Source organism: Dapis purpurea BLCC-M126 (genome assembly GCF_050015975.1).
GTDB lineage: Bacteria > Cyanobacteriota > Cyanobacteriia > Cyanobacteriales > Microcoleaceae > Trichodesmium.
In genome coordinates this window covers 1-25,429 of the sequence record NZ_JBNHER010000019.1, presented here as the reverse complement: position 1 = coordinate 25,429, position 25,429 = coordinate 1, and the positions used below count along the sequence as shown (strand labels likewise).

The 25,429-nt window shown below is 35.9% G+C and carries 20 protein-coding genes; 14 read left to right on the top strand and 6 right to left on the bottom strand.

The features are described from left to right. Positions 1-1,363 precede the first annotated feature (1,363 nt). The 5 genes from ACP6PL_RS02965 (at position 1,364) to grxD (ending at position 4,581) form a co-directional block, all read left to right on the top strand. Positions 1,364-1,954, top strand: a complete 591-nt coding sequence (locus tag ACP6PL_RS02965) for a phosphonate degradation HD-domain oxygenase (RefSeq protein ID WP_426542370.1) — start codon at positions 1,364-1,366, stop codon at positions 1,952-1,954. Positions 1,955-2,312: 358 nt separating this feature from the next. Next, complete coding sequence (locus ACP6PL_RS02960; protein ID WP_426542368.1) at positions 2,313-2,990, top strand: HAD-IA family hydrolase; 678 nt, start codon at positions 2,313-2,315, stop codon at positions 2,988-2,990. Between the two features lie 88 nt (positions 2,991-3,078). After that, positions 3,079-3,720: a hypothetical protein gene (locus tag ACP6PL_RS02955; RefSeq protein ID WP_426542366.1), complete on the top strand. Its 642-nt coding sequence runs from the start codon at positions 3,079-3,081 to the stop codon at positions 3,718-3,720. 33 nt (positions 3,721-3,753) lie between these two features. Next, positions 3,754-4,014 carry a BolA family protein gene (locus tag ACP6PL_RS02950; protein WP_426542398.1) on the top strand — a complete coding sequence of 87 codons (261 nt, stop codon included), beginning with the start codon at positions 3,754-3,756 and terminating at the stop codon, positions 4,012-4,014. 237 nt (positions 4,015-4,251) lie between these two features. Continuing rightward, positions 4,252-4,581, top strand: a complete 330-nt coding sequence (grxD, locus tag ACP6PL_RS02945) for a Grx4 family monothiol glutaredoxin (RefSeq protein WP_426542364.1) — start codon at positions 4,252-4,254, stop codon at positions 4,579-4,581. Between the two features lie 101 nt (positions 4,582-4,682). Here the strand turns inward: grxD and ACP6PL_RS02940 are convergent, their stop codons facing one another. Beyond that, positions 4,683-4,934: a DUF6761 family protein gene (locus ACP6PL_RS02940; RefSeq protein WP_426542362.1), complete on the bottom strand. Its 252-nt coding sequence runs from the start codon at positions 4,932-4,934 to the stop codon at positions 4,683-4,685. 800 nt (positions 4,935-5,734) lie between these two features. Here ACP6PL_RS02940 and ACP6PL_RS02935 point away from each other — a divergent pair. Next, the gene (locus ACP6PL_RS02935; RefSeq protein WP_426542360.1) at positions 5,735-6,493 is read left to right on the top strand and encodes a response regulator transcription factor; all 759 of its coding nucleotides are present in this window, start codon (positions 5,735-5,737) and stop codon (positions 6,491-6,493) included. Between the two features lie 332 nt (positions 6,494-6,825). Here the strand turns inward: ACP6PL_RS02935 and ACP6PL_RS02930 are convergent, their stop codons facing one another. From ACP6PL_RS02930 to ACP6PL_RS02920, 3 genes are all read right to left on the bottom strand, one after another. Further along, on the bottom strand, positions 6,826-7,575 hold the full coding sequence (locus tag ACP6PL_RS02930) for an ABC transporter ATP-binding protein (protein WP_426542358.1): 750 nt from the start codon (positions 7,573-7,575) through the stop codon (positions 6,826-6,828). 7 nt (positions 7,576-7,582) lie between these two features. Beyond that, positions 7,583-8,137: a hypothetical protein gene (locus ACP6PL_RS02925; protein ID WP_426542356.1), complete on the bottom strand. Its 555-nt coding sequence runs from the start codon at positions 8,135-8,137 to the stop codon at positions 7,583-7,585. A 1,029-nt stretch (positions 8,138-9,166) separates the two neighbouring features. Continuing rightward, positions 9,167-9,535, bottom strand: coding sequence for a DUF1830 domain-containing protein (locus ACP6PL_RS02920; protein WP_426542354.1), 369 nt, complete (start codon positions 9,533-9,535; stop codon positions 9,167-9,169). 388 nt (positions 9,536-9,923) lie between these two features. Here ACP6PL_RS02920 and ACP6PL_RS02915 point away from each other — a divergent pair, with 388 nt between their 5' ends. The 3 genes from ACP6PL_RS02915 (at position 9,924) to ACP6PL_RS02905 (ending at position 13,428) form a co-directional block, all read left to right on the top strand. After that, the gene (locus tag ACP6PL_RS02915) at positions 9,924-11,501 is read left to right on the top strand and encodes a photosystem II high light acclimation radical SAM protein (RefSeq protein ID WP_426542352.1); all 1,578 of its coding nucleotides are present in this window, start codon (positions 9,924-9,926) and stop codon (positions 11,499-11,501) included. Between the two features lie 1,465 nt (positions 11,502-12,966). Further along, a complete protein-coding gene (locus tag ACP6PL_RS02910; protein ID WP_426542350.1) occupies positions 12,967-13,116 on the top strand; it encodes a hypothetical protein in 150 nt (49 codons plus the stop codon). 162 nt (positions 13,117-13,278) lie between these two features. Next, positions 13,279-13,428: a hypothetical protein gene (locus tag ACP6PL_RS02905; RefSeq protein WP_426542350.1), complete on the top strand. Its 150-nt coding sequence runs from the start codon at positions 13,279-13,281 to the stop codon at positions 13,426-13,428. A gap of 765 nt (positions 13,429-14,193) precedes the next feature. Here the strand turns inward: ACP6PL_RS02905 and ACP6PL_RS02900 are convergent. Both ACP6PL_RS02900 and ACP6PL_RS02895 read right to left on the bottom strand, forming a co-directional pair. Continuing rightward, on the bottom strand, positions 14,194-14,880 hold the full coding sequence (locus ACP6PL_RS02900; protein ID WP_426542348.1) for a diacylglycerol/polyprenol kinase family protein: 687 nt from the start codon (positions 14,878-14,880) through the stop codon (positions 14,194-14,196). Between the two features lie 397 nt (positions 14,881-15,277). Continuing rightward, on the bottom strand, positions 15,278-19,366 hold the full coding sequence (locus ACP6PL_RS02895) for a PAS domain S-box protein (RefSeq protein ID WP_426542346.1): 4,089 nt from the start codon (positions 19,364-19,366) through the stop codon (positions 15,278-15,280). Between the two features lie 1,028 nt (positions 19,367-20,394). On the opposite strand from ACP6PL_RS02895, the gene ACP6PL_RS02890 reads away from it, so the two are divergent. The 5 genes from ACP6PL_RS02890 to ACP6PL_RS02870 form a co-directional block, all read left to right on the top strand. After that, positions 20,395-20,547, top strand: a complete 153-nt coding sequence (locus ACP6PL_RS02890; protein WP_426542396.1) for a zinc ribbon domain-containing protein — start codon at positions 20,395-20,397, stop codon at positions 20,545-20,547. A gap of 397 nt (positions 20,548-20,944) precedes the next feature. Next, on the top strand, positions 20,945-23,554 hold the full coding sequence (gene acnB / locus ACP6PL_RS02885) for a bifunctional aconitate hydratase 2/2-methylisocitrate dehydratase (protein WP_426542344.1): 2,610 nt from the start codon (positions 20,945-20,947) through the stop codon (positions 23,552-23,554). A 178-nt stretch (positions 23,555-23,732) separates the two neighbouring features. Beyond that, positions 23,733-23,864: a hypothetical protein gene (locus ACP6PL_RS02880; RefSeq protein WP_426542342.1), complete on the top strand. Its 132-nt coding sequence runs from the start codon at positions 23,733-23,735 to the stop codon at positions 23,862-23,864. 62 nt (positions 23,865-23,926) lie between these two features. Next, positions 23,927-24,079, top strand: a complete 153-nt coding sequence (locus tag ACP6PL_RS02875) for a hypothetical protein (RefSeq protein ID WP_426542340.1) — start codon at positions 23,927-23,929, stop codon at positions 24,077-24,079. Positions 24,080-24,412: 333 nt separating this feature from the next. Further along, on the top strand, positions 24,413-25,429 hold a 1,017-nt coding region (locus ACP6PL_RS02870), incomplete at its 3' end, for a protein kinase domain-containing protein (RefSeq protein WP_426542338.1).

Sequence of the window (25,429 nt, the reverse complement as noted above, 5' to 3'; positions counted from 1 at the left end):
TATTACTTTTAATCTTAAAATTTCTACAGTTATTTGGCACTATATTCATTAATTGATAATGGGTAATTATCTCTGGTTAAAACCTTAACGGAATTGAATCTAAAGAAATCTTATTAATGGATAGTAGATAATAAAAACTATCTCTAATAATTAATAATTAGGAGAGGCTTTAAACCGAATTGATTAATTTCCAATTCTCAATTATCCATTGGTAAAATAATATCTAGTTAATGTTTACCGAATAATTAAGGTCTAAAGCCTTTTATTTCAATAGAAAAAGCGGTAGTTTAGCGCTCCGCACAACGCACGTTTTGCTAGCACACAACTTTCCTGTCGGAATGCTAAAGCAAATGCACTTCGGCTGTTGCCGACACGACAAATGCTTCGCGACATGAATGCGGAGCATGACCTTAGGATGGGATGGCGTTTTGCTAGCGCAAAGCTTGGTTAACGGCTGTCGCCGAGATCAAAAGCGGAGCGTCTCTGCAAGAGCCGTAAACCTCGCCATATCCAATCGAACAAGAGAAGAAAAAAAATCATTTTTGTCAATTTTATCCGTTTCAATAATTAATAATTATTAATTATTGAAACTCACCCCGCTATTGAACTGAAAGAGGAACCTGTTATACCAATTTGAAAAAATAATGTTACGAATAGTAAGGTCAAGAAAAAGATTTTACAGGAGATTTAACTTTGGCAAAAAATATGATTTACCAGTTAAAAAATGATATAGAAGCTATTCCCATACAACTCCTGACTCCTGATTCCTGAGTCCTAAAAAGTTCCCTAGCTATTTGTAGCAAATATTTATCAAATTGGTATTACTAATCAAAAGGAACAGCATCTGATTCTGATAATTCTGTCTAGGAAAAACAGCAACAATAAATAAAAAGGCAGATCAGAAGTTAGAAGTTAGAAGTAATCTCTGATGGAGTTTGAGCATTTATAAATGTCCGCCTCCTATTTGCTTAGTGTTTTAAGCGTTTCGCTGCGAGACATGTTTGCACAGCATTCCACAGGAAAACGCGTAGCGGTGCGTAGGACTATCACGACCCTACCAACTTTATCTAAAATCTAAAAACTATTACGCAATAGTTTAGTGAATCATCAATTAAAATCAAACTATACAATTTCTCTGTAACAATGCACTTAATAATTCTGATAAAACCTGAATTTTACTGACAGCTATTATCTTTTATTAAGTGCAACTTCATAGAGAAATGGTATTACTAAATGAACTGTAAAAAACAACTAAAAAATCACGGTATAATTTTGATTTGCCGTCACAAAAAGAAGCAGTAAATCTGCTAAATTAACTCCTGAAAACTAATTTTCTTCAATAACTCCCGAACACAAAATTAAGATGAAACTAGATCTCGAGACAATCCTCAACATTTTATCCTTCAAAGGTCATTCCCAATATGGTCAAGAACCTATTAGTCAACTAAAACATGCTCTCCAATGTGCGACTTTAGCAGAATTAGGAAGTGCTAGTAATGAACTAATTGTAGCTTGCTTATTTCACGACTTCGGACATCTAGTTCATAACCTAGGAGAAGATGCAGCAAAAAAAGGTATTAATGACCATCATGAATATCGTAGTATCAAGTATTTAAAACATTTATTTGGGGAATCTATAACAGAACCAATTCGCCTTCATGTTGAAGCTAAACGTTATCTTTGTGCAACAAAACCTAACTATTTTGCAACTTTATCACCAGCTTCTCAACGAAGTTTAGAATTACAAGGTGGAGCATTTTCTCCTGATGCTGCAGACGAATTTATTCAGCAACCCTATGCAGAAGATGCAGTACAATTAAGAATTTGGGATGACCAAGCTAAAGTTGTTGGCATGAAAACCCCTGATTTAAAATACTTTACTCAAATAATCTATCAAAGTATTATTATTAGTAATATTGCTAATACTATGAATAATAAATTTTGCTTGAATTGACTAGAAATAATAAATTAAATCCAGCTTCTATCCTTCACAAGGATAAGTTTTTGACAATAAAGGGAAAATAGAGGAAGACCTGGTAGACTTGGGAGAAAAGTAGACAAGGAAGTACAAAAACCGGAAAACTTAAACTTATAAAAGTTTAGTTATCGATGAAGCAAGCATTTAATCCAACCATGAAAATTGCTTTTTTATCCCTTGTCTTCTAAGTCCTCTTTTTCCTTTAATTATAGTCATAGCTAGAAAGTAAATCCCCCCTTTATCAAACTTTAAAGGGGATAAAAAAGTAAATTTTGGATTTTTTCATATTCAGTTTCAGCAACCCTAAATTACTACTCCCTACTCCCTAAAAAAAATGAATAATTTCCCAAAAATCACCCATATTATCTACGACCTAGACGGTTTACTTTTAGATACAGAATCAATTCATGCTCAAGTAAACCAAGAAGTTACAAGCCGTTACGGCAAAATTTTCGACAAACATATTAAATGTAAAATTACTGGCAGAAAATCTATCGATTCTGCAAGAAAAATTGTAGAACTATTAGAACTACCTGTCACTCCCGAAAATTATCTTCAACAAAGAAATACCCTCACATATCAACGCTTTCCTGAAGCAAAACCAATGCCAGGTGCAGTTCACCTTACCCAACATTTATATCAAAATAAAATTCCTCAAGCTGTAGCCACCAGTTCTTCCCGTGAACCATTTAATTTAAAAACAAAAAATCATCAAGAATGGTTCCAATTATTTGATTATATTGTTGTAGGAGATGACCCCAATCTTAAACATGGAAAACCAGCGCCAGATATTTTCTTAATAGCTGCTGAAAGATTAGATGTTTCCCCAGAAAATTGTCTAGTATTTGAAGATTCTTTAGCAGGAATGGAAGCTGCCTTAACGGCAGGAATGTCTGTAGTTGTTGTACCCGATCCCGACATGGATAAAAACTTATTTCATTCTGCCCATCAAATTCTCAATTCCCTTGTAGAATTTCAACCCCATTTGTGGCAACTACCATCATTTTTATAGATATAACTTATCAAATATATATCTTTAAAAATAATGATAGTATATTTGAAAAATAGTTTTTTATTTATACAAACCGACTAAAATAATTATGGTATTGACTAAATCTATTCGTTTTGTTTACTCCACATTCGGCTTAACTGTCCCGATTATGGCAGCTTTAACACTTTTACAACAACCACTTAATGCTCAATCTGAGGAGAATATAGAGTCAGAAAATTCTTCTCCTATCCCAGTTCAACCAATACAACCTACCCAACCTGAAAATGCTCGTCCTTTAGATCCACAGAATAGTCTTCTCAGTCTTCAGGGTGGACAACGTTTAATGAGTGAAGCTGACAATGCCATTGCTTCGGAGGACTATGCTTTAGCTAACCAGAAACTACAAGAAGCTCGTCAAATATTTAATCAACTTTCTAATTTTCATACCCAACTAGCTGCTAGTTTTTCTGGTATTGATAATCGTTTAGCGGATGACCAACGGACTAAAGCTTTGAACACTGCCCAGATGAGAGACCAAGCTACTTATCAGTTAGCCCTGGTCCACCGGGCGCAAAACCAACCAGAATTAGCAGTACCATTACTGGTTCAAATTATTAGTTCTCAGCAACCCACTCGCGATTTAGGAAAAAAAGCTTACCAGCAGTTACTAGAGTTAGGGTTTGTGGATATTCCCTATCCTAGATCCTCTGGAGATGGCCAATCTCCTGGCTCACCCCAATCTCTTAATTAAAATGTAGAATGTCAGTATTTTCCCAGAGGAAGAATTATGAATCTAGAGCAAGTTGAGTTAATGATTAAAGCTAAGTTACCAGATGCTCAGGTAGAAGTACAAGATTTAACAGGTGGTGGCGACCATTTACAGGCTATTGTTGTTTCTTCTGAATTTGAGGGAAAAACTCTCGTGAAACAACATCAAATGGTTTACGCTGCCGTACAAGAACCTATGGCCACTGAAGCAATTCATGCTTTGGCTTTGAAAACCTATACTCCTGAAGAGTGGAAAGCAGCAGGGCAAACTGCTTAATTTTTGCTTTTGGGTTACAAATCAAACAGGATTATTTGGCTACATTAGCCATAATTAATTAATTCTCATAATTTGCCATCAAACATCAGGCAAATTAATAGTATCTATAAATCAAAAAGCGATCGCCTATCACTTAAGCATATTAACCATACATTAGGGTTAGCTAAATAGTGAATGCTGTTTGCGGAGCATTCCTTAAGGAAACGCTTCTATGACCATCTATTTGAGGAAATAGCCATGACTCTAACTCCAGAATTAAAAGCAAAAATCGATAACTTAGTTACTCAGAATAAAATTATGGTTTTTATGAAGGGTAATAAACTGATGCCTCAATGTGGTTTCTCTAACAATGTGGTACAAATATTGAATCAATTAGGAGCAACCTATGAAACTTGCGATGTGCTAGAAGATCCAGAAATTCGTCAAGGGATAAAGGAATATTCTAGCTGGCCTACAATTCCCCAACTTTATATTAGTGGCGAATTTATCGGAGGCTCTGATGTAGTGATTGAAATGTACAATAAACAAGAACTACAGGAAAAGGTAGAAGTTGCTTTAGCCTCCTAGATATCTAGGCATTTGTAACTCTAAAAATATAAAAAATGAAGGGTATGTAATAATGCCCTTCATTTTTTATCTCAACTATTCTACTTAGCTAGAGCTGTAATTTAGTAATAATCTACTTCAGCTTGAGTTTGTAATGGCATTTCAAAATTTGAAGGGTCGTATATATAACGAGTCGTTTCTTCCTCCAGTCTATTAATTAAAAATGGTTCGATCGCCTTAGAGATTCTCAAGGATGCTAGGTAACCATCTAAATAGATACGCATCTCTTCATAGCGATAACCACGATTCCACATTTCGACGAGGGCGTCGGTTAGTTTTTGATAGTGGCGGATTGTTAGAGCGTCAGTTAACATTGCCTTTGTCTTCTCTGGATTAATGGTTATATTTTTTATTAGAACCTATTTTTAGGTTAATGTTATTTTCTTTTTAATGCAACTTGTACTATCTGTTTTTGAGATTAGTCTGAACCAAATATTAAGTTGGTATTACAAATTACAAAAACACTTATACATGGGCATTTTTTATACTACTGATGTTTAACTACTTCTATTTTAAAACAATTTCCGGAAGCTTTTCAAATCTATAGTAGAGTTATAAATAGATTTATACACAGTTTTTCTTCTGTCTACAATATATTTCTCTTATATTCCGTTGATTTTAGCAAAAAATCTCAAAATCTCGACTTGGAAAAATATAAAATCTGTGATATAATAGTAAGTCTGTATACAATAATAATTAGACAAAACTTTGTTATAAATTGGTGAGAGTAAATACTCAGGAGTCAAAATTTAGAAGAAAAAAATTATCAACATTTAGTTATAAATTATTGTAGTTATCACACACTTTGATTATTTGTTGTTTGTTTTTAACGAAGCTATTTTTGTTTCTCGGTGACAAACTTGAGGGTTGATTTTTAGTCAAAGAGGTATGATGGGTAAAATCTTTAAAATCACTCAAGCTTATTAGTAAAATTATTCAATCAAATTGAGATAAAATTTAAAAAAATCCCCAATAGGTTGGGCAGTTTCCTAGAGAAGCCTTTTATACAGAATTTTTCAGTCAGAGTAACAGATGTTACAAAAATGCAACAGTAATCTATGTTAACTTGGTAGAAGGTAATTATAAAGAAAATATATATAGGAAGTTATTTTAAGTGGGAGATGCTTGTATATTAATCGTGGAAGGGAATCCGCATCTGCGCTCCCTACTTGGTTGGCATTTACAGCAAGCAAAGCATTTGGTAAATCAGTCAGCAAATGTCGATCATGCCAAAAAATTAATATACACTCATTGCCCAAATCTGGTAATTCTGGAAACTGACCTACCAGATGGAAATAGTCTAGAATTTTGCCAGTGGCTGCAGCAACAGCAACAGTGCTTAATTTTGATGCTATCCTCACGCAGAACTGAAGCAGATGTTGTAGCAGGCTTAAAGTCAGGAGCAGATGACTATCTCTGTAAACCTTTTGGTATGCAAGAATTTATGGCAAGGGTAGAAGCACTACTACGTCGTCGCAGAACTATTAGTTGTACTCCACCCATTAGCTTAGATTATGGTGACTTGATCATTGATTTGGTACACCGTAGAGTTATATTAAAGGGTAATCTGATTGATTTAACTCCACAAGAATTTAGTCTCCTTTATGTTCTAGCTCAAGCAGAAGGAATACCCCTTACTCGTTCAGAATTACTACATAGAGGATGGCCAGATTCTATAGATAATCCTCGTACTATAGACACTCATGTACTATCCCTACGGAAAAAAATTGAAATTGACCCCCGCCAACCTAGTGTAATTCAGACAGTTAGAAATGTCGGTTATAGATTTAATCGAGAAATATTAACTATGGATAAATGGAAGAATAATTATCAAAAAAGTTACAAACAATCCCAAGAAGTTACAACAGCTTGAAGAAGTTAGAACTTAGAAGTCAGAAGTCAGAAGTTAAATTTATAGTTGGGGATTCTCAGCACCAACTAAAATCAAGCCGATGTTTTATATATTTTGGTCGGCATTCATACCCACTTCATATCAGGGTGTCCTGATAGTATTTTTAGGGACGTTGCTGAACTAAGGGATGAATCTTTGCAGAAAAGGTAAATCCTATCTTTTACTTCCTCTTTCTCTAAAACTATAATTCCAGAACGCAAATATGTAACGCTCCTCACACTTCCCACACTAATTCATCCTGCAAATATGCAATGCCTTTTTAGGTGGGGACTTCTAGCGACATTTTTGTTAAACTAACTCCATTCTTCAGTTTCTTGAGCTTGTGCTTGAATGATACGATGGCGTAACTTAACCCAATCAACTTTACTACTGAGGGAATCTTGAATTAATTCTCCTTGTTCTAGATGTAGTAGCTTTGTACAAAACTGTTGAGCCAAATCTATTTGATGAGTAACCATAATTACTGTTACTTCACTTTCTGCTAATGTTGCTAATACCTGCATAACTCGACTAGCAGTACCAACATCCAGAGCTGAGGTAGGTTCGTCCAATAAAAGAATTTTAGGTTGAATTACAGCAGCACGAGCGATAGCTACTAACTGTTTTTGCCCCATTGAAAGTTGTAATTCTGACCTGGATAACCAAGATTCAGGAATATTTAACTGCTGTATCCAATATTCCCACCTTCGCTGAATTTCCGGTTGTCTGATTCCTCTAAGTTTTAAAGGATAAGCGATCGCTTCTGCTACTGACATTCCCAAAAGTTTTGACTCCTGTAATACCATTGTCACTTCTTTTCGGAGTTGAATTACAGGAATTTTGCCGTACTCCTGGTTATCTAAATAGATATAACCAGAAGTAGGAGAATTTAATTTATTTAATAGTCGTAACAAAGATGTCTTACCAGCTCCAGAGGTACCTACTACAGCAACCTTAGCACCTTTTTCTACAGCAAAAGAAATATCTTTGAGTAAATACTGGGAGCTAACTGGGGTAGTTAAACTAACTTGGTCTAAATATAGTTGAGAGTGCTGCTGTTGCATTTTTTAGCTAGGAAATAGCGATCGCGTTAGAAATAGTCCAAGCATCTACTAGTAGTAACAGTATGGTACAAGTGAATAAAATCAAATACATCCAAGGTTGTGATAAAGGACGTACATCAGTTGTATCTATACCTGTCTTTGCCTCTACTATTCGTACCAACTTGGCAAAACCCACTACTCGCATGGGCAATAAATAACCTTCTCCAGAATTATTCACAAAATAGTATACTAGACCACCTTGACCAGTACTCCTAGGTTTAAGAGCTTTTATTTCTGCCCAAGGTAAGTACCAACCTTTGCGAAATAGGTCTGGTACCCAACCTGGATAGGATACTTGAATTCCTTTGTCATTAATTATGACTCGTTCTGTTAGAGCTGCGTATAATGCTATTGCTCCTAGTGTTAGTCCTATTGCTAAAATAACAGGAGGTACTGGTGCATTTGTGGCTTCAGATAAAAAAGGCAAAGGTACAGTCAATGCAATATACAAACTTAAAAGGGTTAATTTAATCAGAGGAGAAATTCTAAATATAAACGTTTCTGAGTGTTGATTTTCAATCATACTAAGCCTGGTTAATTAAACATAATAAAATTATACCTATTTGATAAATTTTGGCTACAAAGAGTTAGGCTCCTAATTAGGACTGAAGATCAGCGAGTCAGGAGTTAGGAGGAATAAAATTTCAGAATTTTTAGTCAAAGAGGCATTAAAATCCTGCCTTTTTTACCAATGATTTGTAATTAATCAATCCAGTTTAAAGCCTCTCCTAATAATGGATAATTATGGAAAGTTTTCCCTTTGTCATACATTCATGTACACGACAGCCGAAAACAAAAAATTGTTAAATAGGTAATTATCCATTATTCATTATCAATTAATGAATCAAGCTTAGATAATTTTGATATATTTAGGAATAGGGATTTTAATTAGAGTAGTTTTGCTTTTAGGTATATCTATAAGTCTATTGCTTCAAACCTAATTTAAAGAATTAGTTTAAAATTTTATCTAAGAAAATTATGATAAATCCTCAATCAAATTTGTGAGAAATAATAGAATAATTGCTGATTGAAAGTCAGATATAATGATGATTTTTGCAAGTACAATTAAAACATTTTAGCGATTGAATATGTGGAAGAAGTCGCTGTAGGTTTAGTCAATCTAGATGAAGAAATTGGAATGTCAGAATTGGATAAATTCTATGTATAAAATAAGAATCGAAAGGTACATCTAAAAATTGGCTTAAATCAGTCAAAGAGAAAATTAAAAATAACAATATTTCAATCAGAGAAATTGTCAAAGTAATTTTCAAATACAGTTCTAATCCAAATACAAAATTGTTGAGTCAAAGACTTGGATTAGATAAGATTAACATCCAAAAATTTTGCAGAAAATATAGAGGAAATGATCTACGACTCATTTCCTCTATAAGATCCTTTTGAATACAAAATACAAAAATGACTACATTTTGTGGGAGTATTAATCATCCAGAATATTAATTTATTTTTTCCTTATGGAAGAAATAAATGATGATTATAATTTAAGTTGATTTATCCTCAGAGTTTTAATTTTACTCCCTTGAGCCTAAATTAATTAATCTACTGCACTCAAAACTGCTGTTGGCTTTGAAGGAGAATTTCGTCTTTGAGGTAAAGTCACTGATTTTACTACAGACTGTTCAGTTTTAGGAATTGAAGAATAAGGGCCTTCATTTATTTGTAGGCGATCGCAAGGTATTGTATCTGATAAGATAGAACTGGCCACCATTCCTGTGTGAATCTCCATGCAAGCACCGATAACTGCTTCAAATACTAAGCGTTGCCCTGGAAAAACAACTCTTTCAAAATACCAATTGGGTACATTACTAATTTTAGCTATCTGGATTTGACTTGTAGCATTAACGTAGCAGCAGAGAATTTGATTTGAACTGTTAGATGGTAAGGGATCAAGAATTTGTGCCATAGTTACTCTTTCAAAAGTTTTTGCCTTATACAAATTTAGTTATATTAACAAATTAACACTAACCGATCCCAGTTAGTTGTAATCTCGAATACCGAGTTTTAGGTTTCTTATCACATCGTCAATATAAATCTTAATAAGGTCTTAAAGCTTTTTTAATAAACTATTAATATTATCGCAAATTTTTAACTTTTTTTGAAATTTGTGCTATAGCATCAGATTATACAGGAAATTTTAATTCAAACTGGGTCCAGCTGTAAATACAAGCTAATTTACTTTTATTAAGATTGCGTATCAAAATTTTAATAAAATTAAAGCTTAAAATTAAATAAGTCCGACATACTGGCAATCTTTCTTAAAAAACGATTTACAAAACTATTACAAAGACACTATGGAAAACAAAGTTCTTTATGTCCGTCTCCCATGCAATCCCATTTTCCCTATCGGAGTAGTTTATTTAGCAGATCATGTCCACAAACTATTCCCAGAAGTAGAACAAAGGATATTTGACCTAGGGGCAGTACCACCTCTAGACTACGGAACAGCTTTGGATAATTGTATCGATAAGTTCAAACCAAACCTATTAGTCTTCTCCTGGAGAGATATTCAGATATATGCACCTGTCGGAGGTCGTGGAGGCAACCCTCTGCAAAATGCTTTTGAGTTTTACTACGCCAAAAACCCTCTAATTAAACTTAGGGGTGCAGTGGGAGGCTTGCGGTTAGCTGTTTCCTATTACACAGAACTTTGGCGTAACGTCGGACTAATTAAACAGGCTCTAAAAAGGGCCAAAATGTATCGACCAGAAACTCGTGCAGTAGTTGGTGGTGGAGCAGTAAGTGTATTTTATGAACAACTGGGTCGTAGCTTACCCGCTGGTACTATTGTATCCGTGGGAGAAGGAGAGGTCTTATTAGAAAGACTAATTCGAGCAGAAGATTTTAGGGATCAACGATGCTATGTGGTAGGAGAAACATCACCACGCGATCGCTTGATTCACGAAGCACCACCTCCCATTGAGAAAACTGCCTGTGACTATGACTACATCAATAGTATCTGGCCAGAATTTGTATATTACCTTCAAGACCAAGACTTCTATATCGGGGTACAAACAAAACGTGGTTGTCCCCATAATTGTTGTTACTGCGTATATACAGTTATTGAGGGTAAACAAGTCCGGATTAATCCTGCGGATGAAGTAGTTGCAGAAATGAAGCAACTATACAAGCGTGGCATTCGTAATTTCTGGTTTACTGATGCTCAGTTTATTCCTGCTCGGAAGTATATTGATGATGCTGTGGAGTTATTACAAAAAATTCTTGATGCAGGGATGGATGATATTCATTGGGCAGCATATATTCGTGCAGATAATCTTACTCCCCAGTTGTGCGAGTTAATGGCAAAAACTGGGATGAATTATTTTGAGATTGGTATTACCAGTGGTTCCCAAGAGCTTGTCCGGAAAATGCGAATGGGTTATAACTTGCGGGTAGTATTGGAAAATTGTCGGGATTTAAAAGCTGCTGGTTTTAATGATTTAGTTTCAGTTAATTACTCATTTAATGTAATTGATGAAACTTATGAAACAATTAGGCAAACTATTGCTTATCATCGGGAACTAGAGAAAATTTTTGGAGCGGATAAAGTAGAACCTGCTATCTTCTTTATAGGGTTACAACCTCATACTCATTTAGAAGATTATGCTTTTGAAAAAAACATCTTAAAACCTGGATATGACCCTATGAGTTTAATGCCTTGGACAGCAAGGAAGTTGTTATGGAATCCAGAACCTTTAGGTGCGTTTTTCGGTGAAGTTTGTTTAGAAGCTTGGCAAAGAAATCCTAATGATTTTGGTCGTGAAGTTATGGCTATTTTAGAAGAAAAATTAGGTTGTGCTGAACTCAATGAAGCGTTAAGTGCGCCTATTACATCTGAGAAAGCTAAAAAACAGTTAGTAAGAGTTAATTAATAATTAAAAAGGTGCGTTATTAATGCACCTTTTTATATTAATTAATAACTTTTACCTAATCAACAAGAATATATAATTTAACTGAAAAAGTGGAATAATAACAGAGCTATTGCGATGATAGCGAGAATCATATGTATGATAGCAATAAAGATGCCAGTATTTATCGCTCCTACAAATTTCTCATAAACTTTAGTTGGCCTTAGTTTATCTTGTATTGGTTTTTTGATTAGCGTAAGACCCAAAATATCTTGATATTTTCTAATGTATGCAAATTTTTCTTTTTGCCGTAATCTATGATGCAAGGAAACAAAAAACCAAATAATACAGTAATGATACTAGAATATAACTTAGTATCATTACTGTATTATCAATTCCCTTTAATTCAAGCCCCACCACCCCAAGGAATAGCAACAAAGAATTTGTTAGAGTTTTCCATGTCTGGTCTCTCATATGGTGATGATCTTTCCATTGCATTTCCAGGTCTTTAAGAATAGCATCATTGGGTGTAGCATCTTGACTCATAATTGCTTTTTAATCTCTGATTACTTAATATTATTATTTATTTTATACTTTTCTCTACCTTAACTATCATAGTTCCAGTACAACATTTTATCTATAGTAATCAGGAATCAGATGTGTAAATTTTACTGTTTCCTAAAAGTCTAGAATATAGTGTTTCTCATATTCATAAGATAAAGTTTCTTCCTTTTTAATTTGTTAGTTATTGACTTACGAAGTTGTTGTCTAAAATTCTACATCTCACCACTGATATCAGATTGCTACATATTTAAGATAATCATACTGCAAATCTTCAATAATTGATAATTGATAATGAATAATTGATAATTACCTCTCCCTAAAAGGAAGAGGATTGACGCGGTAGGGAAAATTTTTTCTCGTTTCTCCTTTAAAGGAGAGGCTTTATACCTTAATTATTCGGTAAATAAATATCAAATCTTTCTCACTGCGTAAAGATTCAGGTGTGAGATTTTTATCGTTGCTGAATCAAGATATGACAATAAAAACTGAATAATCTCAAGTATTTGTTATTCAATAGTTTAGTAATTCCCAACAAATACAAATCATACCCACGCATTAGTAACGTCGCTGCTGAATATGATACCTTTATTTAGGAACGTCAATATTTTGTTTATAACTAAATTATTCAAACATGATTTTATTGAGTAAATGTGCTATACTACAAATTAAAGTTAATATGGGCATTTTCGTGAGTATTAATCTAGGGTTAAAGAGGGATAAATCAAGCAAAAATACAGCTTTAAAGTAAATTATTGTAAAAATAAACCCTAAAATATTCACATTTTACCTTGATCCCTGTAAGAAATAATTACAAAATAATACGAGCTTCAAACAAATGTTACAACTACAGGCAAGTAAGGTAAGAACGAGCTAAAGTAAAAGTGTAAAGAAAAAAAGTTTGAACAACAAAAAAGAGGTGGGATTTATGAATATTTTCAAATCTATTGAATACACCATTGTTTACATCGCAGAAGCAATTCGTCGCATTTTTGGTCCTAGTGATGATATGTATCCAGTAATTGGAGTACAACCTTTTGAAGGAGACCCTTATCAAGGACCTAGTTGGGCAGATTAGTTGTTAGCTTGGAGTAATTTGGAAGATTCAGATTAATCCGAACTTAAGTCCCTATTAATTGCCTTGCGCACTATCGTTTTTCAGTCACGACCTCAATAAGATTACCTAGTCTCTAAAAGAGTCAAGGAAAAAAGTTTGAATAACAAAAAAGAGGTGGGATTTATGAATATTTTCAAATCTATTGAATACACCATTGTTTACATCGCAGAAGCAATTCGTCGCATTTTTGGTCCTAGTGATGATATGTATCCAGTAATTGGAGTACAACCTTTTGAAGGAGACCCTTATCAAGGACCTAGTTGGGCAGATTAGTTGTTAGCTTGGAGTAATTTGGAAGATTTAGAGTAATCTTATTACTAATCTTAACGCCCCCATTAATTGCCTCGCGCACTATTGTTTTTCAGTCACGACCTCAATAAAATTACCTAGTATCAAGCGGTTAAGAGAGCTTGAGTATAAAACTCAGTGGTACAGTTCTAAATTAGTAGTAGTTGATCGATTCTTTCCATCATCTGTATTGTTAGTAGAAAAACCTACTCTAATACTAAGCTTTAGAAGACTGATTGAAGTAAACATTCCTTGCAAGGAGCGTGCGTCTTCCAGAGGAACTCGACTATCAGATAAAGAATATAAGTCTGTCTACTTAATACCAACAAAACCAAGAAATAGTTAATAGTTTAAAACCCCATCTCTCAGCAAAGATGGGGTAAATTTGTTGCTAATATTAAAGAAGGAAAATCGAAGTAGATGGGAATAAATATGTCGGGTTTGCTGATTAAACATCAAAGCCTTTATAGATAAAAAATTCAGCCTTTTCAGGTCTGGAAAAAGTACAATGTTTTCGTTTTAGGGAGCTCAAAAAGTTAGGATTTTAGGTTGACTCATGGCTGAAAAATCAAGGGATAATTCTTCTGACTACCTCCTCGCTCATTCCCTGTTTCTCTTGTCTCCTGTCTCCTGTCTCCCGACTCCTACCCTTACCCATAAGCATAAGACTTTTTCAGCAAGCCCTAATTAAACATTAAAAAATTCTAGGGGTGGGTTTAACAGTATAAACCTATCATGAAAAGAATAATCTCAAAAAAATTGATTTAGTACAAAGCAAAGAGCAGCACTACCCAATGGTACAGTCAAATTATCCAGACCAACTTTTGATAATGTCTCTAATAAAGTAGCAGCAAACGCCACTGGAATAGCGACTACCCAAGTTTGCCAAATATTGCCTTGCACAGCCAATAAAATTAAACAACAAATAGTATAGCTAACCAAACACATTGCTAGGGAACCTTCCCAACTTTTGTTCATTCCCCAGACTTGATAGGGATGTTTGCCAAAATTTTGACCAATAACAGCAGCTAACCCATCACCCCAAGCCATAATTAAAATACCAAGGGCAGCATATTGAGGTTGTTGGATATACCAAAACCAACCAATGAGAATACCAATACTAACTGCATAGAAAAATGTTCCTAAACTTTTGCGCCCCACACTATTAACACTAGGAAGAATAGGTAGTCGGTAGGAAATAAGGGCGATCGCTGCTGAGATAATTCCCGCAGTAATACCTATCCAGGCTGGAATTTCCAACCACCAAGCTAATAAAATTACATTACCTGTGCCAATATGAACGACCTTTCGCGACATCTCTGGATCTATTTTGGCAAAACGGTTAAGTGCTTCGGCAAGGAGTAAAATAATTCCTAACCATGCTCCGACTAGGAAAACTTGGAGCCAAATATTGGGAAATATGCTGATGATAGACACTATAAAAGAAAAAAAATAAAGGTGATATAGCAGAAGTCAGAATTTATCATTTATATCATGTTTCTTTGAATAACCACAATAAAAAATTTAGGGAGTAGACAACAAAGGGAAATTTATAGCGGTTTTCACAAAGGTAGACTACAACATTTCTTCCTTCTCTCCTAGATAACTAAAGCCTTCTTCCTTCTTCCTTTCAACCCAAATCTCTGTACTCTATATTAATTAAAACTGCTATAAAAAATATTATCTCGACAGAGAAGAACATTTTTCTTATGGCTAATTAATGAGACTTGATATTACTTACTAAGTCTTGAAAATATAAACTATCGTAAACAAATATCTACAAAATGTCTATGATATGACACAATTCTTTCTTCAGAGAGCTACTAATTAGCTATCAAACTGGATATTTAAAATTACGAAGTAGCTCAGTTGCGTAGTGACTTTCCAATGGTTTTGAAAACCAATATCCTTGTCCTTTATTACATTTTAGTTTTTTAAGTTGTTGCATTTGATCTTGAGTTTCTATTCCTTCTGCAATTATTTCTAAGCCTAAATTATGAGCTAGTGCAATAATTGCACTGACAATTTTTAATGGCTGACCACTCGTATCCGAGTCTAATTTACTCACAAAAGAACGGTCAATTTTCAGAGTATTAATAGGAAACTGGTGTAGATAACTTAATGATGAATAACCTGTACCAAAATCATCTATTGATAATCTAATATTTTGATTTTTCAGTTTACTCAAAATTTTAGTTGCTGAACAAACATTTTCCATAATTACAGTTTCAGTTATTTCTAGCTTCAAAGAATTAGGCTGACAATTTGTTTCTTGTAAAATATCCTCAATTTCTTGTGCTAAATTTGGTTGTGAGAGCTGCTTACTAGAAAGATTGACACTCATGGTTAAATTGGAGACAGGAAATTGACAAGTATAATGATATGTAGAGCAAGTAGAAGGACATTTACCATTCCCATTTTGTCTGTAGGGTAAAGAGTCAGAGATCAGGGATATTTCTGAAATTTTGTCTGTTGCCAATTTCCCATTGTACTCTGCATATTGACAGTTAAATTCCTGCTGCCAAATAGTTAATTGATGACAAGCAGATCGCAATATCCACATTCCTAGAGGAATAATTAAACCTGTTTCTTCTGCTATGGGGATAAACTTATCTGGAGAAATCAAGCCTTTAGTGGGATGATGCCAGCGTAGCAAAGCTTCAAAACCAGTAATTTTACCTGTAAATAGACAGATAATTGGTTGATAATTTAAGCGAAATTGAGAATTAGCTGGATTTTGTTTAATCATTTCTACAGCCCGTCGCAGATCGTTTTCCAGCTCTAATAAGGATATAGCTTGGCTGTGCATTGTTAAGTCAAACACCTCATACCTTGCTTTACCTAAAGCTTTAGCCCGATACATAGCGATGTCTGCATCTCGCAGTAGCTCTTCCGGGTTGTTGTAAATAGGACAAATCTCAAGCTTATTTTCATCGGTATGGTCAACAAAATTTCCACGACTGGCAACAATACCAATACTAGCTGTAGTAAATACTTCATGCCCTTCAATATATACAGGATTTGCTAGTTCTTGATTGATTTTCATAGCTACTCTGGTAGCATAGTTAGTATCAGGTGGATACTCTATTAAGATCGTGAATTCGTCTCCTCCTAATCTCGCCAGAGTATCCGAACCTTTGATACAATTTTGTAGTCGCTTGCTGATAGCTACTAATAGTTGATCTCCTATAGTATGTCCCAAACTGTCGTTAATTACTTTAAACCGATCTAAATCTAGAAATATAACAGCAAAGTGATAATCTGGGTGTTGTCTAGAACGACGCAATGCTAGCCTTAGTCGGTCAAAAAACAAGGAGCGATTTGGTAAACCTGTCAGTGCATCGTGAACTGCGTCATAAACAAGTTTAGCTTGTGTTTGTTTGCGTTCGGTGATATCTCTAATAATTATCTGCGTTGCTGCCTTGCCATCATAAGTATAAGGTATTCCAACTATTTCGACATCTATTATTTTTCTATCTAGTCTAATCAATTTTTCTTCTTGTAAATGTGTTTGTTTTCCTTGTTGTTGAACTTGTTTGAGTCGCTTTTTTTCTATTTCTATATAGTCTGGAGGAATGAATTTCCAAAGTGATTGACCGATAATTTCCTCAGAGGAATTTGCCCCAAGTAATTTGGCTCCAGCAGAATTTATATAAACAAATTTTTCCATACAATTGACGGCGATAGCTTCTGGTGAATTTTCTACCAAACGACGGTAACGTTCTTCACTTTCTCGGAGGGCTGCCTCAGCTTGATTAGTTGTGATAAATTTCCCTATACTTTGAGCCATTAATTCAATAATTTCTTGTTCGTGAGACTCAAATTCTTTTGTTCTTGCTTGGGGAGATGAGAAGGATAAAGTACCATAAACTTGATTATTTACGAATATTGGAGTGGCAATATATAATTTTATCGGCATACCTTTGGCTTCTGATTCTTCTAATTCACTCCTCAAAATTGTTCTTTTTTCTACAACTACTTTATGACATAAAATATCGCATAAATTAAATACCGTTCCTGCTGAAAAATAATCCAGATTTGATTGTACAGATTTAATGACAAATAATTCCCCTTTGACTTCACCAATTACTCCAGTTTCTGTGCCTAAAATTTTACAACCAGCTTCGAGATAATCAGCAAAAAGTTCTTCTATATTATTATGATTACAGGTGGCAATTCTATGCAATTCTTTTAAGCTAGAACTAAATTTTTCTAAGGCTTTAGTTTTGATAAACAATTCTGCTTCCCAATGGAATCTTTCTGTTATATCTGTGAGAATTCCAATAAAATTTGTTAAATGTTTATGAGAATTATAAACTGGTGCAATAAATAGTTCATTCCAGAAATCCGTGCCATCTTTCCGCACATTTCGCAAAATCACATGACATTCTTGACCATGTAAAACGGCTTTTTTTATCTGAGAAATTGCAGGCTGATTTCTGTATTTTCCTTGTAAAAATCGACAATTTTTACCCATCACCTCCTCTTCTTTATAACCTGTGATGCGCTCAAAACTAGGATTAAGATAAATTAAGGGATTATCTGCCTGACTAGCATCAGTGATTACAATACCGTTGTTACTACTATCAATAGCCCGCTTCATTACTTGCAAGCGTTCCTCATTAGTATGACGTTCAATGGCAGTGGCTAGAATATTGGCAATCGCTTGGAGAAAGTAAATATCATCTTGGGTAAACTCTCGATATTGTTGAGTATGAACTCCCAAAACACCCCAAGCTTTTTGAGAGGTATGGGAATTAGTATATTGAGATTCTTTAATTTGTAAGTTAGATATGATTACAGTTGCACCACTAACTATTTGGTAATTATGTAGCAAGGGCGAACCAGGAAAGCGTGTTTCCACAAACAAATCTTTGACAATGACTGGCTGATTTGCTAAAAGAGTATAACCTGCGTGGGATTTTGTCCCAGCACTAACTGTCGCTTTACCTACTTTCTCTGCCCAACCTACACCCCCACAAAGGAGAAAGGCATGATTGCCAGGCAATAACTCCAGGACTTTGGTAAATTCTACATTTAAAGTTTTGGCAACTATGGCAACGGCTGTATCGATTAGTTTATAAATATTTGATGTTTTCAGTGCCCTTTGTCCTATTAGTGCGATTGATGCTTGTAGACGTTCACGATATTTCAGCGACTCTAAGAGTTTATTTTCATTGTCTTGCGCCCGTTTTTGTTCAGTGATATCTCGGTTAACTCCTATAGTTCCAACAATTTGATGACATTTATCTAGCATTGGTACAACCGTTGTTTCACATACACCCTCACTGCCATCTTTGCGAATGAAGTTAATTTCTCCTACCCACTTACCATTGGCCTTCATCCCTTCAATTATTTCCAGTGTTAACGTAGAAGATATTTCTGGTTGGTGTAAAATGGCTGGAGTCTTGCCCAATACCTCAGTTTTACTGTACCCAAACATTCTGGTTGCTGCTGGGTTCCAGTCAACGATATTACCCTGAACATCCGTGAGAATTACCCCATCGTAGAGATTCTCAAAAGTTAAAGCTTGTCTTTGCAGTGATTTTTGAGTAAGTCTGTGTTCTGAAATATCTGAAAATATGGATAGTATTGCGGTTTCCCCATTGAATTGTATAGAAGACATTGAGATATTGGCCCAGAATAATGTGCCATCTGCTTTTTTCATCGGTGCTTCGCGACCGCTTACCAAACCTTCTTGATGTAGATTTATAAGCAATAATTCATATTCTTCAGGACTAGAGTAAACATTAGATATTGAAAGACCGATTGATTTTTGATTAGGAATACCAAATTTAAGTCTAAATAATTCGTTACTGAATAGAATTACACCATCAACTGCACGGCTAATTACTATTGCTACTGGCATGAGTTTAGCAATAGTTTCCCATGGTTTTTCAGTCTTTTGTTGTATTTTTTTCATGGCTTACTTAAACTATATATATTTTTTTATTCCCATGTTCTATTTGATATTTTATGTATTTATTTTAGTATTTTTGATATTTTTTTATTGACTTTAATGAATAGAGAATTTTTAGATGATTTATCGTAGATAACGATCCCTAGTCATAAAAGTTAAATTTATAAACTTCTAACATCAAATTAGCACCTGGGTTAGATAATTATATTGTAAAGTATTTTTTCTACACAATGTAAATTTTGTTAAGTAGGATTTATAAAGATTTATTGATTTTACTTGACTTGACGATTTATAGTTAGTTGTCTTTTCTTAAAAGACAAAAGTTTAAAAGAGTTGTATAGAAGTGATTTATTATCTTTGCCAGCGATGAAATTTTTGAAGTGTGGAGTTGTTCGTGGGAAGAAACATTTGCAGAAAAAGGTTTAAAAATACTGAAACACACCCCATTTCCCTCATATTTCCTACTCCTCTCAAGAGTAGGTTTTTTACATTTAAATTTAAAAGAAGTTTAGGAAGTATGGAAAGTGTGGGCAGAGGGAGAAGCTTTGAGCCATTTATTATATAAAAAAATACATTTTTGTTGAAATTTTATACTGAATAAAAATCATTGATCACCCCTTTGTTAAAAACCTACTCCTCTAAGTCCCCCTACTACCCCTATATTTTTCAATAGATCCCAAATGGGTTATATAGAAGCCCTAAGCGTATCTTGTTACGCAGTATGAGTGACTCTGAATTCTGAGTTGAGAATTCAGAAGTTGAAAATTACAAGGATGTTATAGAATCCCTAAGCGTATCTTGGCAAAGTTGCGAGTTTTTGGCTCAGGAGTCAGGAGATTAAGAAATAAAATAGGGAAAAAAGGTAGAATCTAGGCTGCCATCTCCCCACCCTCCCCACCCCCATCATGTATAAAAAAATAGATCCGCTTAGGGCTTCTATAGACTGACAAACTAACTAAATTAACCGATATTTTCCTAGTTCTAAGCGTTGCTCTAATTGTAGGCACATTCTATAAAAATTACCTCTAAGTATTAGGGAGTGGGATTGTCCAGAATGTGGCACTCACCATGACTGCGACATTAAGGCAAGTATAAATATTTTGCGGAGGGAACCCCTGTCGGCGTTAGCTCCTCTGAAAGAGGCAAGACGGAAGAAAACCCTACCAAGAAGGCTGCTGGGCTAGCAGTCTCTGGGGGAGCCGTCGGATTGGCGACTTAATCTGGAGCGATTGTAAAACCGAAAGGGAGCAAATCTCGGAAGGCGAGTGCTATGTTTCGCTGCGCTACATATTTCGGCTGTAGCCGACATGAATTCGGAGCATTCCGTCAGGAACAAGCGCAGCTCCTACGCAGGAGGCAAGAGGCAGCAGAAAGCCCATATTAGTTATGTTAGGTATGTTAGGGCATCCAGCACTGTCTCGTAAGAGGATGTCAAGTTTAAGAAACTATAAGCATTGAAATCCACTGTTTTTTTTAGTGAACCTAACTCTCCATAAGGGTAAGAGTATTGAGTCAAAATGGCCTTAGCATAAATATGTAAACTGTAGAATTAGTAATATAAACTTGGAGGACACCTAAACAATGTTAGAAAACTATCAAAATCATCTACAACAACGAGCAAACCAGGGTATCCCACCCCTCCCACTAGATGCTCAACAAACATCAGAACTATGTGAACTCCTGAAAAACCCACCAAATGGAACAGAAGACAAGTTGATGGGATTATTGAGCGATCGCGTACCACCCGGAGTAGATGAAGCAGCTTATGTCAAAGCAGGATTTCTCACAGGTATTGCTAAAGGAGAAATTAGCAGTCCTCTAATCACTCCCAATTATGCAGTGGAGTTGTTAGGCACGATGGTTGGTGGATACAACGTTCAATCTCTGATTGAGCTGCTCAAATCAGAAAATTCTGAATTAGCAAACACAGCAGTTAAAGCTTTAAGCAAAATTCTACTAGTTTATGACGCTTTCAACGATGTTATAGAATTGGCAGAAACCAACCCCTACGCTAAACAAGTAGTAGATTCTTGGGCAGCAGCAGAATGGTTTACCACTCGCCCCCAACTCCCAGAAAGCATAAAAGTCACAGTTTTCAAAGTTCCTGGGGAAACCAATACCGATGACTTGTCACCTGCTCCCCACGCCACTACTCGCCCTGACATTCCACTCCACGCATTAGTAATGTTGGAGTCAAAAATGCCAGAAGGGTTAAAAACAATTGCGGAATTAAAACAAAAAGGTCATCCAGTTGCCTACGTTGGAGATGTTGTCGGTACAGGTTCATCGCGGAAATCTGCCTGTAACTCCATGTTATGGCACATTGGAGAAGATATTCCTTTCATTCCCAATAAACGCTCTGGTGGTTATATTCTAGGAGGAAAAATTGCTCCTATTTTCTTCAACACTGCTGAAGACTCTGGTGCATTACCCATTGAATGCGATGTTACCAAAATGGAAACAGGAATGGTAATAACTATTCATCCCTACAAAGGAGAAATTACCAATGAAGCAGGAGAAATAATTTCCACCTTTACCCTCAAACCAGAAACTATGCTGGATGAGGTACGAGCAGGGGGGCGCATTCCTCTATTAATTGGGCGTACCCTCACTGACAAAACCCGTAATGCTCTAGGATTAGAAACCAGCACTGTCTTTACCCGTCCGCAAATGCCAGCAGACACAGGTAAAGGTTTCAGCTTGGCACAGAAAATGGTAGGTAAAGCTTGCGGTTTACCAGGAATTCGTCCGGGAACAGCTTGCGAACCATTGATGACAACAGTAGGTTCTCAGGATACCACCGGGCCAATGACGCGAGATGAAATGAAAGAACTCGCTTGTCTTGGTTTCAGCGCTGACTTAGTAATGCAGAGTTTTTGTCATACAGCAGCTTATCCCAAACCAGTTGATATTAAGACTCACAAACAGTTACCAGATTTCTTTTCTGCTCGTGGTGGGGTAGCGTTGCGTCCGGGAGATGGAATTATTCACTCTTGGTTAAATCGGATGTTGTTACCGGATACGGTAGGAACTGGCGGTGACTCTCATACCCGTTTTCCTCTGGGAATTTCGTTTCCTGCGGGTTCTGGTTTGGTAGCGTTTGCAGCAGCTTTGGGTTTGATGCCATTAGATATGCCAGAATCTGTGTTGGTGAGGTTTAAAGGTAAGTTACAACCAGGCGTAACATTGCGGGATATTGTGAATGCTATTCCTTATGTGGCAATTCAAAAAGGGTTGTTAACTGTAGCGTTGGAGAATAAGAAAAATATATTTTCAGGGCGCATCTTGGAAATGGAAGGTTTGCCAGATTTAAAAGTTGAGCAGGCGTTTGAATTAACGGATGCAAGTGCAGAACGTTCCTGTGCTGGTTCGACGATTAAATTAGGTACGGAGACAATTTCTGAGTATCTGCGTTCTAATATTGCTTTGTTAAAGAATATGGTAGCGCGGGGTTATTCAGATGCACGAACAGTCATGCGTCGTGTTGCCAAGATGGAACAATGGTTGGCAAACCCAGAATTGATGTCAGGGGATGCAGATGCAGAATATGCGGAAATTATTGAAGTAGATTTGAACGAAATCAAGGAACCTATTGTAGCGGCACCCAATGATCCGGATAACATTAAGTTGATGTCGGAATGTGCGGGGGATAAAATTGATGAAGTGTTTATCGGTTCCTGCATGACAAATATTGGTCACTATCGTGCTGCTGCGAAAGTATTGGAAGGAGCGGGAAAAGTGCAAGGTGTTTTGTGGATATGTCCACCAACTCGCATGGATGAGAAACAGTTGCGTGAAGAGGGAATGTATGGTGTGTTTGCTGCTGCTGGTGCGCGGACAGAAATGCCTGGATGTTCTTTGTGTATGGGAAATCAAGCGCGAGTGAAAGATGGCGTGACTGTGTTCTCTACTTCGACACGGAATTTTAATAATCGTATGGGTAAAGGCGCTCGTGTGTATTTGGGTTCTGCTGAGTTGGCAGCGGTATGTGCGCTGTTAGGGCGGATACCTAGTGTGGATGAGTATTTGGAGATTATGAAAGAGAAAGTAGATCCATTTGCAGGTGATTTGTATCGGTATTTGAATTTCGATCAAATTGCTGGTTTTGAGGATGAAGGTCGCACGATACCGTTGGAGGAGATGCCAAAGATTGAGGAGATTTTGGGGATGCCTGTTGGTGTTGGGAAATAGGTAGGTAGATGATTTGAGGGTGGGTTAATTCCCGCCCTTTTAGGGTAGTTGCTTAAGTTGGTAATAGCTAACAAACTCTACCCCTGTGAACAATACTACTTAAAAGGGGAGGCTTTAAACCACAATTATTTAATTAACAATTAATAATTAATAATTCGGTAAGGAAACAAGTTTCGGCATGGCGTTCGCGAAGCGTTGCGTTAGCAGTATCGCTCATCAAATTATTACAGAAAAACATGGTGGTAGAATTACCTGTGATTCCACAGTCGGAGAAGGTACAATTTTGAAAATTACACTGCCAATAGCATAAAATCTGATTTAGTTCAAGGAATTTTCAGCGTTGGTAAATCTTCCAAATTTTGGCAATGATTTTTGACAAAAAAACAAAATATAGCAATTCCTATACTGGTGAGGTACAAAATTCTAGCCAATAAGCAACAAGAAATAGGCAACAGGCAACAAGAAATAGGCAACAGGCAACAAGAAATAGACAATAGGGAAAAAGATAAAAGTGTATCTCACTAGCCGGAGAAACGCTATATACGGTACAATTAACAAAAAAATATTTTTTTCTTGAGATTAATCAAGGGAAAAATCAATTCTATCTTGAATTCTATTCCTAATAATAATGATGCTTAACTTGGCAGGTTATCAAGAAAACAGGCAAATATACTCTGGAAGTTGTACCCTTGTCTATACATCTATACAAACTACATAATGAGAACCAGTAGCCATTAAAGTCCTACCAAGCCCCTACCTCAAGTTCAACGAATTTGTTACCTTTGGCAACAAATAAATTATTACTGACGATCTAGAACACCATGCAGTTTGACAACCACTATAAATGGTATAATTACTATGGGAAAGCTCCTCAACTACTACCTAGGCGAAAACCTATACCAAGGAACACGGACTTTGGTCTATAGTGGCCAAAGGCACTGCGACAAGAAACCAGTAATTATTAAAGTCTTACGCAACCCTCACCCCAGTTTCAATGAATTAGTTCAATTTCGTAACCAATACATGATCACCTGTAATCTAGAATATCCAGCTATTGTACAACCTTTAGCCCTGGAACGCTACGGTAATAGTTACGCCTTGGTGATGCCAGACAATGGAGCGATCGCCCTCTCTAAGTATTGGCCTAAATCAGACCCTAGCCTCAGCAATTTCCTTCACATCGCCATTCAATTAGCAAAAGCTCTCCACTATTTGAGTGTACAACGTATCATCCACAAAGACATTAAACCCAGTAATATTCTCATACATCCTCAAACCAAGCAAGTCCAACTGATAGACTTTAGCATCTCGACTCTACTGCCCAAAGAACAACAACAACTAATAAATCCTAACATTCTAGAAGGAACTCTCGCCTACATTTCCCCAGAACAAACAGGACGGATGAACCGAGGAATTGACTATCGTACAGATTTCTATTCTCTAGGTGTAACATTTTTTGAACTCCTAACAGGAAAGTTACCCTTTGATACCAATGATCCAATGGAATTAGTCCATTGTCATATTGCTCAAATGCCCACTCCATTAGACAACACAGAAGAAATTCCGCAAGTATTGTCAGATATTATACTGAAATTGATGGCGAAAAATGCTGAAGACCGTTATCAGAGTGCTTTGGGTCTCAAACACGATCTAGAGAAATGTTTACAACTATTCAAAGACACAGGAGAGATTAGTCAATTTGAGCTAGGTAGCCGAGACTTATGCGATCGCTTCATTATCCCAGAAAAACTCTATGGACGAGAAACAGAAGTCCAAAAACTCTTGGATGGGTTCTCAAGAGTTGCTGAAGGTGCAACTCTAATAATGCTAGTCGCCGGTTTTTCGGGAATCGGAAAAACAGCAGTCATCAATGAA